This window comes from Collimonas sp. (assembly GCF_035566555.1).
Lineage (GTDB): Bacteria > Pseudomonadota > Gammaproteobacteria > Burkholderiales > Burkholderiaceae_D > Collimonas.
In genome coordinates this window covers 52,567-66,343 of sequence record NZ_DATMRB010000007.1, presented here as the reverse complement: position 1 = coordinate 66,343, position 13,777 = coordinate 52,567, and the positions used below count along the sequence as shown (strand labels likewise).

Sequence of the window (13,777 nt, the reverse complement as noted above, 5' to 3'; positions counted from 1 at the left end):
TATCCAACCGAGTTTCGACCAGCGCGCGCCAGAAAAAGTCCCTTTATCTTGTCCAAGGCCACTCCCCCAGATTTGCACAACGACGCCGCAGAAGGCAATGCGGTGGCGCGCCACTATCCGCGCGGCGAGCGGATCGACCCGCATTCCCATGCCTGGGGCCAGGTGTTGTTCGCCGTGGCCGGGGTGATGTGGGTGGAGGTCGGGCGCGAGGCATTCGTCGTGCCGCCCCGGCGCGCAGTGTGGATTCCGGCCGGGACCGAGCACTCCATCCACATGATGAGCGCGGTGCGGATGCGCAACCTGTACCTGCCGACGCGCAGCACCGGCCACCTGAATCGCCGCAGCGATCTGTTCGAAGTCAGCGGCCTGCTGCGGGAACTGATCATCATGATAGCGGAATATCAAGGCAGGCATGACGACGCCTACCTGAAGGCGGCCTACAAGCTGGTGCTGCTGGAACTGGCGCAGGCGCCGCGCTCGTCGCTGCGGATCCCGATGCCGGAAGCTTCCGACCGGCGGCTGGAGCGCCTGTGCCGGGCAGTGATCGAGAATCCTTCGATCGACTTCAGCTTTGCCCACTATGCCGAGCATGCCGGCGCCAGCGTGCGCACCCTGTCGCGCCTGTTCCGGCAGGAACTGGGCATGGGTTTCGCCGAATGGCGCCGCCAGGTGCAGCTGGCGGTCGCCATGTCGCGCCTGGCGGAAGGCCAGCCGGTCAGTCAGATCGCGCGCTCCCTGGGCTATCTGCCGAGCAGCTTCAGCGACATGTTCCGGCGCGCCTTGGGCGCCGCGCCTGGCGCGTTCGTGGCCAGCGAAACCCTGGGCGCGACGCTGGCCGAAGACGGCGACGCCGCCGCAATGCCATTTACACAATAAACCGGTCGGCATAGCGTGGCCGAAATTCGAAAGTCTTTGTCGCCCCGGGCCTGAACAAGCCTCCTAGAATCTGCTCATCCGCTGCCGCTTGCAGCGCTTAAACAGATCTCAAGGAGCTGCATCATGATGAACGCCATCCAGTTTCAAACTTTCGGCAACCCGGACATGCTCAACTATCTCGCGCTCGCCAGGCCTGCGGCCGAGGCCGGCAGCGCCATCATTCAAGTCAAGAGCGCTTCCGTCAATCCCAGCGATGTGGTCAACATCTCCGGCCATTTCGAACATACGCAGCTACCGCGCATCCCCGGCCGCGATTTCAGCGGCGTGGTGGTGGACGGCCCCGCCGCCTGGCTCGGCGCCGAGGTCTGGGGCACCGGCGGCGACATCGGCTTCACACGCGACGGCAGCCACGCCGAATTCATCCGCATCCCCGTCGCCGCGCTGGTGCGCAAGCCGGCCTCCCTCAGCCACGAACAGGCTTCCGCCATTGGCGTCAACTTCATCGCTGCCTGGCTCGGCACGGTCGAATATGCCCAGCTGCGCGCCGGCGAAACCATCGCGGTGCTGGGCGCCAGCGGCGGCGTCGGCGGCGCCGTGACGCAGATCGCCAAGGCGCTGGGGTGCACCGTGATCGGCATCGACCGTGTCGCTCCCGCCGACAATTCGCCGACGGCGCGCTTGCTGGATGAATACCTGCCGCTGGACGAAAGCGCCCAGCGCCGCATCCAGGCCCTGGGCGGCGTCGACGTCGTCTATAACGCCGCGGGCGGAACGGCTTTCGAGTTTGCGCTGGGACTGGTGAAGCGGCGCGGCCGGGTGGTCGTCATCAGCGCCAGCGGCAAGCGCCGGGTCGATTTCGACCTGATCGATTTTTATCACAACGAGACACGGCTGATCGGCGTCGACAGCGCCAAGCTCGGCGTCGCCGAATCGGCGCCATTGATGGCCAAGCTGGTGGACGGCTTCGACAGCGGCAGATACGAAGCGCCGGTGATTGCCCAGCGCTACACGCTGCAGGAAGCGCGCCAGGCCTATGCGGCGGTGGCGGCAGGCACGCGCGGCCGCGTCGTAATCAATATGTAATCAAGCTGTGAGCAGTCCCCTCCCCTTCAATCCGCACGGAGCCGTCATGAAAGCCTACTTATTATCCCTTGCCATCGGCATCATCGTCGGTGTGCTGTACAGCGTCGCCGGCGTCAGATCCCCGGCGCCGCCGGTGATCGCCCTGGTCGGCCTGCTCGGCATACTGGCCGGCGAGCAGCTGATCCCATGGGTCCGCAGCATGACCGGATAATCAGTGGGCCGGGCACAGCCGCTCAGCCCAGGCGGTAACGCAGATGGATATCTTCTGGTTCGAGCCGAAGCAGCTCGGGATCGGGGCTAGCCAGCAATGTGCAGCCCAAGCTCAGATAAAAGTCCACCGTGTTGCGCGAAGGCGTGGCAGAGATATGGATTTCCTGCGCCCCCATTGCCGACGCCTGCGCGCAAGCCAGGCGGAACAGGCGGCCGGCGATGCCGCCTCCACGGTAATCGTGGCTCACATGCAGGAATTTCAGCTGCAAGGCCGGCCGTTCCGTCTGCAGCAAGACGCTGTCCAGCACCGCTAGCGCAACCAGCATCTCGCCGTCAAAAACGCCATGGAACCAGCCGCCGCGCTCGAAGCATGCGGCCAGCACCTCGGCATTGTGTTGCGCCTCGCCTGGCGGCCAGCCGGCCATGTCGAAGCGCTCTTCGTACAGCTTCAACTTGCCGTCTTCCAGGAGATACAGCTGCTCGATGAGTTCCCTGCGGTCGATCTGGTCCAGCAAGGCCAAGTCGGCCCCGATCAAGTCGCGCTCATGCACCTATATTCCCTTGCGCAATGCCCGCTTGACCTTGATCATGTAGCCGATCGCAAGTCCGCAAGCACCGAAAAAAATGATGGACGCCATGCCTAGCATGATTTGACCTGGGGACCTGGCGGCATAAGCGATGAAGATGCCGCCGGCCACAAACAGGACTGAAACAATGAATAGCAGCCACAAGACAAACTGGTTGTGTCCGGTCGCCGCATTGGCATAGCCTTGCTTCAAGGTCAGCTTGTCGTCGCTATACGGATAAGCCGCCACCAGGGCTCTGGTACCGAAGTAAAACCAGAAGCCGAAGATCACTGCCAGCGGCATTGCCCATATCCAGCCAGCCACAACGCACACGACGATGGTGGTCGGCAAGGAAATCTTGTAGTAGCGTTTTACAAATCCGCGCACCTTGTCTGCTGCCGCTTCGTCCGGTAGAACCCGCCCCCGGCCCAACACGCCCCATGGAAAAAAGAGAGTGTGTCCGTCCTGGCTTTTTTTGAAATTGCTATTGGCCAAACCGTCGAAGTACCCCATCCTGCCCCCTGTGAATCATGCGTTGATGACCAGCTATGGTCAAGAAAAAATCATTTACTGGCAAACGACCAGAACAAGCCGCGCGTAATCAGTGCCGGAAACACCGTCAGATGGTCTTCGTCCTGGATGACTTCGGAACGCACCGTCAGGTTAGGATAATGGCGCGATTTCAGCTTCGCTTCGAAATCCTTCATCTCCTTGACCATGTCGCTTTCCTTGTTATAACGCGGATTGCGGCTTTGCGGCTTGACCGTTTCGAACGATCCGATCAGCATGAAGACCTGGGCCGGCATATCCTTGTGCGAGGCGGCATAGCTGCGCTCCATGTCGAACATGACGCGCTTGTCGTACCAGAGAGACGGGCTGCCGAGGATGTACTGGTTGAACATCTGCGGTTCGGTCAGCAGCATGTGCAAGCCCAGCAGCGAGCCGTAGGAATGGCCCGAAAACACCTTGCGGCTCATGTCTGCGCGATAGTTCGCCGCGACAAAGGGGAAGACTTCTTTTTCGATGAACTGCCGGTACGGTTCCGCCTGCCCGGTCGGCCGTTCGCTGCTGTTGCCGGTGGTGTCGGTCGGCGTGTAGTCGCGGTTGCGGCTGTGGACCGGGTCCTCGCCTTTGGCATACGACAGGCCGACCAGGATGAATTCTTCCAGCTTCTTGCCATGGTCGCTGACGCGGCGGTTGACGCTGCGTATCAGCGGAAAGGCATAGTCGGCGTCGGTGATGAACAGCACCGGATAGCGTTTGGTCGAGGTCGCATAAGATGGCGGCAGGCTGACGAAGATCTCATAGTCGCGATGCAGGATCCTGGATGGAATGGTCTGCACCTCGGTCCCATCCAGCACATAGGAATGCGCCGCCGGCGCTGCCTGCGTCGATGCGCAGGAAAACGCCAGGGCGATCAGGGAACTGCCGAAAAATTTCATGAGTGTCAGACGCACGATGTCGAATCCTTGGGCGAATTTTCAATGATTTACGAATGCTGACTGGCGAGTTTATGCAGGGAATAAATTTCGCGCAAGGAAAAACGCCCCTTTTCCTGAAATCTGGCGGAAACGGCCGCGCTACCGCATGCATGCCAAAGGTAGCAGCACGCGCCACCACAGAAATCGCATACGCGACGACAGCTATTATGTGCATAATCGATATCGTCAAGCGCAAGCAGTGAGGGCAGCGCTTTATGCGCCGTCTTACTCAAATGAAAAAGAAGGCGTTCACCTTTCGATCGGAGAAAAATATGGCTGATAGAACCGCAGTTATCCTGGGGGCGTCGGGCTCGGTTGGACAGGCTCTCCTCGCCGAAGTAGTGCGCTGTGGCGGGTTCAGCCGGGTTCTTGTCATGACGCGACGGCCGCTCAATCTGCAGTTGGGCGCGCAGGTGGAAGAGCGGCTGGTGCCAGACATGGAACCAAGCAAACTCAGTCAGGCTGTTGTCGACGCACTGCGCGAGCTTGACGGCGATGTGCTTGGGTTCAGTGTCTTGGGAGTCGGGGCCGGCACTGCCAAACTTTCTTTGGAAGAGCACCGCGCCGTCGATGTCGCTCTCAACGCTGCATTTGCCCGGGGCCTGAAGGCATCAGGAAAAGTTCGGTACCTGGCCTTCATGTCGGCAATGGGCGCCGACCTTAATGCCAAAACTACCGGTTCCGGCGCGGCGGGAATGGCTCGCTATTCTCGCGTCAAAGGCGAGGCTGAAGCGGCCGTCAAGAGTCAAGGTCCGGCCGTTGTCAGCATCTTTCGTCCAGCCATGATTATCGGCTCTCAGCACACCCCATGGCTGCTCTCGGCCGTCCTGCCGCTTTTTGCGCCGCTAACGCCGGCGAAGTTTCGTTCTATCCGGACCACGGAGATTGCGCAAGCGATGGTCGCGGCCGCCCTGCACCCTCCAGCGCAAAGTGCGATTTACAATTATCCTGAAATGATGACGTTGATTGCCGGCAGATAATCATATGGAGCCCGCTCGAATCACGGAAACACGGCTGATGGACGTGCAAGATGAATTGTCGGCCCGAGAACCGATCTTCCATCGGCCTGAACATGGAACAACGCGCGCCGACTTCGAGTTGATGATGGATGCAGAGTTTTGGGAGGTCGGTGCGTCTGGACGCCGTTACAGTCGAGCACACGTCCTGGACATTCTCGAAGATCGGCAAGCCAAGCCAGTCGAGGAAAATTGGGAAACGCGAGACTTCTTCTGCCAGGAAATTGCGCCTGATACCTATCTGTTGAGCTACACGTTGCTACAGGACTCCAGAACCACCCATCGCGCTACGCTTTGGCGACGCACTTCCGAAGGATGGAATATCATCTACCACCAAGGAACTATCGTTGAGTCACCGTAAGAATTTGGATGTACCGCGTCGATCAGCAGTCGGAGGCTTTGTGGCCTGGACCGAGCGTCTGGCATTTGAACTGTCTTATTGCAGTCGTGCGTTTCCCTGTCACACGCCACCCGACACCTTTATTTTAGAAGCCAAGAGATGTTACTTGCACATTACTGGCACGCCGGCGGCGTCAGGCATTTCGACGAACTGACAGGCGCGGTTGGCCAACAAGCGCCTGTTCCACGCGAGAGCGCTGACTGGGGCTTTTTATGGCGACAGCGCGGAAAGTGGTTTGCAATTAGAAAGGACCATGAATCTCTGATTTTTCAGCATGGGACTAAGCAGTGGCGCTTGCGGAGCGGCCACGAATTCAGTGTAACGCGAGGTTTTCTTAGGCAGTTTAAAATTCGTGAAAGTGGTCAGGCCACATTCACCCTAAAATACTTGTTCACAGGCGCGTTCCTGGCGAATATTGACCCAACTTACGATTCGATAGACGAGGAATCCGATGACTTTTTCCTTTACGTGTCCGAGATGTGGGCATATTGGAAAGACAAGGACATATCGACTTTTCTGAAGACATGAGAAAGTTCAAAGCCGAATAATATAAATATCGCATGTGCACGCGTAGGTCGAGTCCGCCGTCAATAGCAGACCATCAGTCTGCGGCCTGTAACGGACCTGATCAATGTCCTCTTGTTATCGGGGATCTGGCTACCCCGCATATGCCACCCAGCCTTTGACGCTCAAGCCGGCATAGAACAGGCTGACACCCGAAAATCCGGCATCTTCCAGCATCGCCACCTCTTCCTCCGGCGACAGAATTGTCAGCTTGCTGCCGATTGCTTCGCGGGCAGCTTCAGCACGGGCCGGGTCTGCCCCGTCGGAGAGGCCATAGGCGACATGGCGCGCTATCCATTTCGAGCGCTCGGGCTCGCTCTGCGGGAAACTCAGATGGAGCAGGATGAACGGCGCGCCATCCCGCAAGCGACGTCGAATCTCTTTGAGGGTGCCGAGACGCTGTTCACGTGGAATGAAATGGAAAGTCAGTATGCATGTGGCGGCGTCAAAAAGCTCCTCCGGTGCGCTGCCAATGTAACCCTCATGCAAACGCACCCTCGCATCGTGTGGACTGATCACCCGCTTGGCCAGGCGCAGCATGTCGGCGGAAGGGTCGACGCCATCGAAGGACCATTCTGGATGCGCTTCCGCCAGAGCCTTGATTTCCTGCCCGCCACCGGCTCCCAAGACCAGCACGCGCCCGTCGGCAGGCATATGCTCGGCGAGCAAGAGAGACACCATGCGATGGAGGCTTGCATAGCCCGGAACCTGCCGTGGCGGGCCCTCGCTATATGAGTCCACGATGCTTCCGGAAAAAGCGGATTCGCTGTTATCAGGCATGGATATGCTCCAGGTCAATGAGTATGGGGGGCTCTGCGATGCGCCTGAACCTCGGCGTAGATGGATGCCGCGCACAGCCGCCGGATTGGTTTTCAAGGCCTCCGCCAGCGCTCCGGACGCAACAGGTCCGCTTTCTTGCGCAATGCCAGGAGGATGTGGAGCGCGCTTAAGAAGCGGCCACAGTCACTCACGCAACATATATTGTTGCATAAAATCCGATCTGTCAAGAACAATGCCCGCATCGATTAGAACGCAGGCGGCCGCCACCGGCATGGCCGGCGTCCGCCGCACAGGATCGCGGCTGCAATCAACGGGATTTTCCGCGATACTGCGGGTAAGCACGGCTGCAGGCGGAAAAGCCGGCTAGCGCAGCGGCTGGTTGTATACTGCCTCCTTTTTACGGCGCCAGCCTTATCCCGAAAGACAAGATCATGAACGCTCTGCCAGCCTGCCCCAAATGCAACTCCGAATTCACCTATGAGGACGGCGGCCTGTATATCTGCCCTGAGTGCGCCCACGAGTGGCCGCGGCAGGCTGCGGCCGATGCCGCCGGCGACGGCGCCAAGGTTTACCGCGATGCCGTCGGCAATGTCTTGCAGGATGGCGATACCGTCACCGTCATCAAGGATCTGAAGCTGAAAGGTTCAGGCGGCGTGGTCAAGGTCGGCACCAAGGTGAAGAATATCCGCCTGGTCGACAGCGATCACGACATCGATTGCAAGATCGACGGCTTTGGCGCCATGAGCCTGAAATCGGAGTTTGTCAAAAAGGTATAACCGCGCAGGAGCCGCAACCGGCTCCTGCGCTGCAGTCTGGTTTCCGAGTTGCCCAACCAAGCGCTTTCCATAGCCCATGCCAAGACACAATCCAGCGCTGCACCGTATCCACAAACCACCCATGACGGCGCGCCGGCTGCGCTTTCTCATCTTCAGCGGAGCCATCCTGCTGGGCGTGCTGGGCTGGGGCCTGGCGCTTATCCTCAAGCCCGCGATCCAGCGCACCATCGTGATCACCAGCGGCGCCGACAAAGGCATCTATGCCGGTTTTGCCGCACGCTACGCACCGCTGCTCAAGCGCGAAGGAATCACCCTGGACATCCGCAGCTCTTCCGGCTCGGTTGAAAACTATCAGCGGCTGAAGGATCCCAATAGCGAATACGAAGTCGGCTTCATCCAGTCCGGCACCACCACGCCAGCGCCGGACGATCAGCTGCAAACCATTGCCGCCGTATCGTATGAACCGATCTGGGTGTTTTATCGCGGCGACGTCGTCATCAACCGGCTGGCGCAGCTGCGCGGCAAGCGGATTTCGATCGGCGTTCCCGGCAGCGGCTTGCTGACGGTGTCACGGGTGCTGCTAGGCCACAGCGGCATCAGCGCCGATAACGCCAGCCTGCTGGAAATGGATGCCTACAAGGCCTATCAAAGCCTGGAAAGCGGCCAGCTGGACGCCGCCTTCTTCATCGGCCGCCCGGATGCAGCCATGCAGCAGACGCTGCTCAATAGCGACCTCAAGCTGATGAGCTTCGCCCAGGCCGATGCCCTGGTGTTGAAATTCCCGTCGCTTTCCAAGATCGTTTTCCCGCGCGCCTCGACCAGCGTCGCCAACGACTTGCCGCAAGCCGATGTGACCATGCTGGCGGCGACCGCGCTGCTGGTCTCCAAGGACTCGCTGCACCCGGCGCTGACCTATCTGCTGCTGGAAGCGGCCAATGCCGCGCACGCGCGCGAAGACTACTTCACGCCGCGCGGCGTGTTTCCCAATCTGAACACCGACGACTTTCCGATTTCGGATGAAAGCACGCGCTATTTCAAATCCGGCCGCCCTTTCCTGCAGCGCTACCTGCCGTTCTGGCTGGCCAGTTTCATCGAGCGGCGCCTGCTGATCCTGCTGCCCTTCATGGCCTTGCTGTTCGGCCTGCTGCAAGCCTTGCCGCGGATGGTCGAAGCGCGCATGAAAAACCGGCTGGTGGTGTGGTACCGCGAGATCAAGTCGCTGGAAGACGAAATCTGGCAAAGCAAGCAGCCGAGTCCGGAGCAGATTGCGCAGTGGCGCGAGGATATCGAAAACATCGACGCCAACGCCAGCCAGATCCGGATTCCGCAGCGTTATTTCCAGGATGTGTACACGCTCAAGCAGGCGATCCGCGTGGTGCGAGACAGGATTTTCCAGGCCGCCGGCAAGATCAAGGAATAGATCCCGGACGGCAGCCTGCGATGCCGGTCTTTAATGCCAGGTCTCGGCAGAGGCCGACTTGGCGGCCGGCGCCGCAGCTGGCGGCTGTAGCGCTACACCGTCCAGTTTCCAAGCATATTGGATTCTCGTCTCAGATTGCACCGGTGCACCGTCGCGCATGGCCGGTACGAATTGACACAGCGCCCAGGCTTGCATCGCGCTCTTGTCCAGAGCGGTGAAACCGCTGCTCTTTTCAAGTGTAATGTCCAGCACATGGCCGTTGCTGCCGACAGTCAACCTGGCGCCGACGGTGCCCTGCTCCTCATTCTGCCGCGAGCTTCTCGGATAATCAGGCGCCTGGCAACTGCTCGCTACCACGCTCGGTGGCGTATCGCGCGGGATGTTTGCGGCTGGCGCCACAACGTTGCGGCTAGCCACAGCCTGAGTGACGCCAGGCTTGGCGGCTGAGGCAAGACGAGGACTGGCATAGGTTGTCACAACCGGAGGATTGACTGCGCTGACGACACTTCCACCGGCTCCGGCGACCGCGGCTTTGGGCGCGATCGGATCAACATTTTGCTTGGGCGAACTGCAGCCCGTGGCTAACAGGCCAAAGCCCATGATGCATATCAGGCTGGCTTGGCGGCGCAATCGTTTCAGGTCCCGATTCAGGGGAAGAAATGGCATGACAGTTTTCCTTGGTCTTTGGCTGGCATTGGTTAGCGGGACAAAAAATACCGCGGGGCAATTATACTTACCAGTTTTATAAATACCGACATTGAATTACATTCAATTTTGTAACTGTGGTATCCGTGAAAACAGCCAATCACAAAAGGACCGGGTGGAGAGCAATGTGCCGCAATAAAATTCAAATCAGGCCGGCACAATCGCGCGTCAAAACGATGGTAAAAAGATAAAATCGCGCATCGCGATGCGTTTTCTGCTGCGCTCGCCCCGCTTTCTTCCACGCTTCATATAAAGGTCTTCTTGATGAACCGCTTTCAGTTCCTTACCATCGCCCTGGCTATCGGCGGCCTTGGCGCGCAGTCGCAGGCAGCGACGCCGGCGTCCGCGCCAACCGCGGCACTTGCAGCGCCAGCGGCGCCGATCCCGATCAAGGTGGTGGTGGTGACGATGTTTGAAATCGGTGCAGATACAGGCGACCAGCCCGGCGAATTCCAGACCTGGGTGGAACGCCTGCCGCTGCCGCAGACCATCGCCTTCCCGCAGGGCTACCGCAATCTGCGCTACAACCCGGAGCAAGGAGTGCTAGGCATCGTCACCGGCATCGGTACGGCGCGCTCGTCGGCCAGCATCATGGCGCTCGGCATGGACCCGCGCTTCGACCTGAGCAAGGCTTACTGGCTGGTGGCCGGCATCGCCGGCGCCAATCCCGACACCATGTCGGCCGGTTCCGCGGCCTGGGCCGAATGGCTGGTGGATGGCGACCTGTCGCATGAAATCGACGCCCGCGAAATTCCCAAGGGCTGGTCCACCGGTAAAATCCCGCTACGCTCGGCCCAGCCGTTCCAGCAACCGGTGCCGGCCGATAACGAGGGTGCGGTGTACCACCTCAACCCAGGCCTGAGCAACTGGGCCTACCAGCTGACCAAGGACACGCCGCTGGCAGATAACGCCGATCTGCGGCAACTGCGCAGCCGCTATACCGGCTACCCGGCAGCGCAACAACCGCCGAAAGTGATCAAGGGCGATCAGCTGGCGGGCCAGACTTTCTGGCACGGCAAGCTGATGAATGCATGGGCGGAAAAATGGGTAGACTACTGGACCCGCGGCCAGGGCAGCTTCGCCACCTCGGCGATGGAAGAAACCGGCACCGCGCAGGCGCTGACCTTCCTCAGCAAAGCCGGCCGCGCCGACTTCAACCGCCTGCTGGTGCTACGCACCGCCAGCAACTACACCATGCCGTATCCCGGCAAGAGCGCCGCGGCCAGCCTGGCGGCCGAGCATGAAGGCAGTTATTCCGCCTACCTGCCCTCGCTGGAAGCAGCCTTCGAGGTCGGCAGCAGGGTGACGCGCGAACTGAGCAGTCACTGGGACCAGTATCGCGACAAGCTGCCGACCGAAAAATAAGAACAGGAACGGGAAGCCGCGCGCTTCCCGCCTAAGTACGAAGCTTCATTCCAGTTTCCAGACATACTGCACGCGAGTTGCCGACTGCACCGGCTGGCCATCTGCCATGGCCGGAACGAAATGGCAGAGGCTCCAGGCTTTCAAGGTGGCTCGGTCCAAGTCCTTGAAACCGCTGCTCTTCTCAATCGAGGCCTCGACCACGCTACCGTCAGCGCCGATGACCAGTTTCACATTCACAGTCCCCTGCTCTTCGTTGCGCAGCGACGTCCTGGGATACTCCGGTTTTTCGCAATTCCCTGTCACGCGCGCGCTGGTATGTGCCGGCCCGGCGGGCGCGGCCGTTACCGCCGCCGGCGAAGGCTGCGCGACAGACGTCGGCAGCTCGTTGGTCGGCGGCTTGACGTTGGTGACGGCGGCAATCGTGTTTTCCTGAGGCGGCGGCGTCACCTTGACTTCAGGTGGCGGCACATAGGGCGGTGGCGGCGCGGCGGATTTTGGCGGCGGCGGCGCCGGCTTTCCGGGCGGAGGTGGAGGCGGTGGCGGCGGCTTGATTTCAGCGATGATCTTGGTGATCACCGGTTCCTGGACGACTTCTACGACTTTGCGGGCCAGACCTGTCACCAACGCATAGACGACCGCGATATGCATCAAGACGACTACGCTGACGCCGACCAGCTTCCTGGCCGGCCGCTCCTGTTCCAGCGTGAAATCCATGACTGGACTCCTGTCTGCTCGCCTGGCCTTTTGACGATTCTGGCATCGGCGGCGAGCCAGCCACCGATGTCCCGGTTTGCTGCGGATCGTCTATTTTCATACTAGCAGCTTAGGCGCAACAGTAAAGGATGCAGTGCAATATTCGTGGCTATTACGGTCCGCTAATCCACCACGAACCGCGTGGCGCCAAGCGCCGTAAACGAGCGGTGCGGCTCGGCCCCATCCGCTACCTGGTAGCTCATGCCCGGTTTCAGCACGAACTTGCGGCCATCTTCGAGTTCCGTCTCCAGTTCGCCTTCCAGGCAGAGCAGCACATGCCCCTTGCTGCACCAGTGGTCGGCCAGGTAGCCCGGCGTATATTCGACCATGCGCACCCGTATGGCGCCGAAATTGCGGGTACGCCAATAGGCCATCCCGCTTTCGCCCTGGTGTTCGGTGCGCTCGATGCTAGTGTCGTGTCCTGCCTCATCTGCCGGCATCTCGCTGGTCCTTGACCCGTATCGCGTCGTTGCGCCTTGTCGCCATAGCCCCGCTATGTCTCCTCGGCACGCCTAGCGCTACGCGCCAAGGCCGGCGCGATATACCGGCAGATGAGGCAGGACACAACACTAGCCCAGTCGGTGCTGCCGAAAGGGATGTCAGTCATTTTCATGGCTTTTCTGTCTTTCTGTGTGTTGATACGCTCGGAGGCGGCTGCCCTGTGATTCAGGGGCGCTCAACTATCCGCACATCATTGCCGCCGACTGCGCAGCTGGAGGGCGAAGCCGCCACGCTGCCGCGGTTGCGCAGCAACACCAGCTCAGCCAGCACCGAGACCGCAATTTCGGCCGGCGAACGACTCCAGATCTGCAGGCCGATAGGCGCATGCAGGCGTTCGATCTGTTCACTGCTCAGGTCCAGCGTCAGCAATCTTTCCTTGCGCGCCTCAGTGCTCGCCATCGAACCGATCGCGCCGATGTAGAAGGCATCGGTCTTGAGTGCTTCCATCAACGCCATGTCATCCACTTTCGGATCGTGGCTGAGGGTGACGATGACGGTGCGGCGGTCGGGCTTGAACGCCAGCACGACATCGTCCGGCATGCCTTCCAGCCAGGTGACGTCGTCGGCCTGCCAGTTGCGGCGCTGTTCTTCGCGCGGATCGTTCAGGTACACCGAGAAATCCAGCGCCGGCGCCATCTGCGCCAGATATTCCGAAACCTGGCCGGCGCCGATGATCAGCAGGCGCCAGCGCGGCCCGAATACCTGCAGCAGTTCTTCTTCATCGAAACGCAACGCAAAATCGGCATCGCTCGTTTCGATCGTGGCCACGCCGCTGCGCAGGTCGAGGCGGCGCTGCACCAGGCGGCGGCCGCTGACGGCCTCCAGCAAAGGGCTCAGCGCGGCAGCCGAGCCGAGCGGCTCGATCACCAGTTCCAGCGTGCCGCCGCAAGGCAGGCCGAAACGGCGCATCTGCTCGGCGCTGATTCCGTAACGGACCAGTTCGATTTTCTCCGGGAAGGCGGCGGCGAAGCGTTGCATCAGGTCGTCTTCAATGCAGCCGCCCGAGACAGAACCGGTGAAATCGCCGGCATCGGTAATCGCAAACAGCGAACCCAGCGGACGCGGCGCCGAACCCCAGTTGCGCACCACGGTCACCATGGCGACCCGCTTGCCCTGCTCCAGCCAGGCGGCGGCGCTTTTCAGTACTTGATAGTCGACTGCGTTCATGCCTGCTTGCTTCCTTTTTAATTAACACCAGTGTAATGAAAAACAGGATCGACCGCTTGCGCGGTGGATCCTGGCAGACTGCTGGCCGCGATGGCCGTAGCGTGGGCAGATTTT

The 13,777-nt window shown here is 60.5% G+C and carries 16 protein-coding genes and 1 pseudogene; 9 read left to right on the top strand and 8 right to left on the bottom strand.

Translation table 11 applies throughout. The features are described from left to right. Window positions 1–48 precede the first annotated feature (48 nt). From VNZ65_RS01140 to VNZ65_RS01130, 3 genes and pseudogenes are all read left to right on the top strand, one after another. Window positions 49–876, top strand: coding sequence for a helix-turn-helix transcriptional regulator (locus VNZ65_RS01140; protein WP_325665232.1), 828 nt, complete (start codon window positions 49–51; stop codon window positions 874–876). A 126-nt stretch (window positions 877–1,002) separates the two neighbouring features. Continuing rightward, window positions 1,003–1,959, top strand: coding sequence for a zinc-binding alcohol dehydrogenase family protein (locus tag VNZ65_RS01135; protein WP_325665443.1), 957 nt, complete (start codon window positions 1,003–1,005; stop codon window positions 1,957–1,959). A gap of 46 nt (window positions 1,960–2,005) precedes the next feature. After that, window positions 2,006–2,167 (top strand): annotated as a pseudogene (locus tag VNZ65_RS01130) (DUF1427 family protein); the annotation flags it as partial. Window positions 2,168–2,192: 25 nt separating this feature from the next. On the opposite strand, the gene VNZ65_RS01125 reads toward VNZ65_RS01130, so the two are convergent. The 3 genes from VNZ65_RS01125 to VNZ65_RS01115 are packed head-to-tail and all read right to left on the bottom strand — an operon-like array spanning window position 2,193 to window position 4,192. Continuing rightward, window positions 2,193–2,705: a GNAT family N-acetyltransferase gene (locus VNZ65_RS01125; RefSeq protein ID WP_325665230.1), complete on the bottom strand. Its 513-nt coding sequence runs from the start codon at window positions 2,703–2,705 to the stop codon at window positions 2,193–2,195. 15 nt (window positions 2,706–2,720) lie between these two features. Continuing rightward, the gene (locus VNZ65_RS01120; protein WP_325665228.1) at window positions 2,721–3,248 is read right to left on the bottom strand and encodes a hypothetical protein; all 528 of its coding nucleotides are present in this window, start codon (window positions 3,246–3,248) and stop codon (window positions 2,721–2,723) included. 50 nt (window positions 3,249–3,298) lie between these two features. Then, window positions 3,299–4,192, bottom strand: a complete 894-nt coding sequence (locus VNZ65_RS01115; RefSeq protein ID WP_325665226.1) for an alpha/beta hydrolase — start codon at window positions 4,190–4,192, stop codon at window positions 3,299–3,301. 239 nt (window positions 4,193–4,431) lie between these two features. Here VNZ65_RS01115 and VNZ65_RS01110 point away from each other — a divergent pair, with 239 nt between their 5' ends. From VNZ65_RS01110 to VNZ65_RS01100, 3 genes are all read left to right on the top strand, one after another. Next, window positions 4,432–5,196, top strand: a complete 765-nt coding sequence (locus VNZ65_RS01110; RefSeq protein ID WP_325665224.1) for a hypothetical protein — start codon at window positions 4,432–4,434, stop codon at window positions 5,194–5,196. Window positions 5,197–5,200: 4 nt separating this feature from the next. Then, entirely contained in the window at window positions 5,201–5,593 is a 393-nt protein-coding gene (locus tag VNZ65_RS01105; protein ID WP_325665222.1) for a DUF4440 domain-containing protein, read from the top strand. 138 nt (window positions 5,594–5,731) lie between these two features. Next, complete coding sequence (locus VNZ65_RS01100) at window positions 5,732–6,160, top strand: hypothetical protein (protein WP_325665220.1); 429 nt, start codon at window positions 5,732–5,734, stop codon at window positions 6,158–6,160. A gap of 129 nt (window positions 6,161–6,289) precedes the next feature. On the opposite strand, the gene VNZ65_RS01095 is transcribed toward VNZ65_RS01100, so the two are convergent. Then, window positions 6,290–6,877 carry a class I SAM-dependent methyltransferase gene (locus tag VNZ65_RS01095; RefSeq protein WP_325665218.1) on the bottom strand — a complete coding sequence of 196 codons (588 nt, stop codon included), beginning with the start codon at window positions 6,875–6,877 and terminating at the stop codon, window positions 6,290–6,292. A 530-nt stretch (window positions 6,878–7,407) separates the two neighbouring features. Between VNZ65_RS01095 and VNZ65_RS01090 the strand changes: the two genes are divergently transcribed. After that, on the top strand, window positions 7,408–7,752 hold the full coding sequence (locus VNZ65_RS01090; RefSeq protein WP_325665216.1) for a zinc ribbon domain-containing protein YjdM: 345 nt from the start codon (window positions 7,408–7,410) through the stop codon (window positions 7,750–7,752). Between the two features lie 76 nt (window positions 7,753–7,828). Further along, entirely contained in the window at window positions 7,829–9,172 is a 1,344-nt protein-coding gene (locus tag VNZ65_RS01085) for a TAXI family TRAP transporter solute-binding subunit (RefSeq protein ID WP_325665214.1), read from the top strand. Between the two features lie 30 nt (window positions 9,173–9,202). On the opposite strand, the gene VNZ65_RS01080 is transcribed toward VNZ65_RS01085, so the two are convergent. Continuing rightward, a complete protein-coding gene (locus VNZ65_RS01080) occupies window positions 9,203–9,838 on the bottom strand; it encodes an energy transducer TonB (RefSeq protein ID WP_325665212.1) in 636 nt (211 codons plus the stop codon). A gap of 303 nt (window positions 9,839–10,141) precedes the next feature. Here VNZ65_RS01080 and VNZ65_RS01075 point away from each other — a divergent pair, with 303 nt between their 5' ends. Beyond that, complete coding sequence (locus VNZ65_RS01075) at window positions 10,142–11,242, top strand: purine nucleoside permease (RefSeq protein WP_325665211.1); 1,101 nt, start codon at window positions 10,142–10,144, stop codon at window positions 11,240–11,242. A 45-nt stretch (window positions 11,243–11,287) separates the two neighbouring features. Here the strand turns inward: VNZ65_RS01075 and VNZ65_RS01070 are convergent, their stop codons facing one another. The 3 genes from VNZ65_RS01070 to VNZ65_RS01060 all read right to left on the bottom strand — a co-directional run bounded on the left by VNZ65_RS01070 (window position 11,288) and on the right by VNZ65_RS01060 (window position 13,663). Then, entirely contained in the window at window positions 11,288–11,956 is a 669-nt protein-coding gene (locus VNZ65_RS01070) for an energy transducer TonB (protein ID WP_325665209.1), read from the bottom strand. Between the two features lie 161 nt (window positions 11,957–12,117). Then, the gene (locus VNZ65_RS01065) at window positions 12,118–12,435 is read right to left on the bottom strand and encodes a DHCW motif cupin fold protein (RefSeq protein WP_325665207.1); all 318 of its coding nucleotides are present in this window, start codon (window positions 12,433–12,435) and stop codon (window positions 12,118–12,120) included. A 226-nt stretch (window positions 12,436–12,661) separates the two neighbouring features. Next, window positions 12,662–13,663: an XdhC family protein gene (locus tag VNZ65_RS01060; RefSeq protein WP_325665205.1), complete on the bottom strand. Its 1,002-nt coding sequence runs from the start codon at window positions 13,661–13,663 to the stop codon at window positions 12,662–12,664. Between the last annotated feature and the right edge of the window lie 114 nt (window positions 13,664–13,777).

Excerpts from the sequence above, each read along its gene's own strand:
- VNZ65_RS01135 (WP_325665443.1), top strand. The coding sequence starts at position 1,003 with ATGAACGCCATCCAGTTTCAAACTTTCGGCAACCCGGACATGCTCAAC.
- VNZ65_RS01120 (WP_325665228.1), bottom strand. The coding sequence starts at position 3,248 with ATGGGGTACTTCGACGGTTTGGCCAATAGCAATTTCAAAAAAAGCCAG.
- VNZ65_RS01110 (WP_325665224.1), top strand. The coding sequence starts at position 4,432 with ATGCGCCGTCTTACTCAAATGAAAAAGAAGGCGTTCACCTTTCGATCG.
- VNZ65_RS01105 (WP_325665222.1), top strand. The coding sequence starts at position 5,201 with ATGGAGCCCGCTCGAATCACGGAAACACGGCTGATGGACGTGCAAGAT.
- VNZ65_RS01100 (WP_325665220.1), top strand. The coding sequence starts at position 5,732 with ATGTTACTTGCACATTACTGGCACGCCGGCGGCGTCAGGCATTTCGAC.
- VNZ65_RS01095 (WP_325665218.1), bottom strand. The coding sequence starts at position 6,877 with ATGGTGTCTCTCTTGCTCGCCGAGCATATGCCTGCCGACGGGCGCGTG.
- VNZ65_RS01090 (WP_325665216.1), top strand. The coding sequence starts at position 7,408 with ATGAACGCTCTGCCAGCCTGCCCCAAATGCAACTCCGAATTCACCTAT.
- VNZ65_RS01085 (WP_325665214.1), top strand. The coding sequence starts at position 7,829 with ATGCCAAGACACAATCCAGCGCTGCACCGTATCCACAAACCACCCATG.
- VNZ65_RS01080 (WP_325665212.1), bottom strand. The coding sequence starts at position 9,838 with ATGCCATTTCTTCCCCTGAATCGGGACCTGAAACGATTGCGCCGCCAA.
- VNZ65_RS01075 (WP_325665211.1), top strand. The coding sequence starts at position 10,142 with ATGAACCGCTTTCAGTTCCTTACCATCGCCCTGGCTATCGGCGGCCTT.
- VNZ65_RS01070 (WP_325665209.1), bottom strand. The coding sequence starts at position 11,956 with ATGGATTTCACGCTGGAACAGGAGCGGCCGGCCAGGAAGCTGGTCGGC.
- VNZ65_RS01065 (WP_325665207.1), bottom strand. The coding sequence starts at position 12,435 with ATGCCGGCAGATGAGGCAGGACACGACACTAGCATCGAGCGCACCGAA.
- VNZ65_RS01060 (WP_325665205.1), bottom strand. The coding sequence starts at position 13,663 with ATGAACGCAGTCGACTATCAAGTACTGAAAAGCGCCGCCGCCTGGCTG.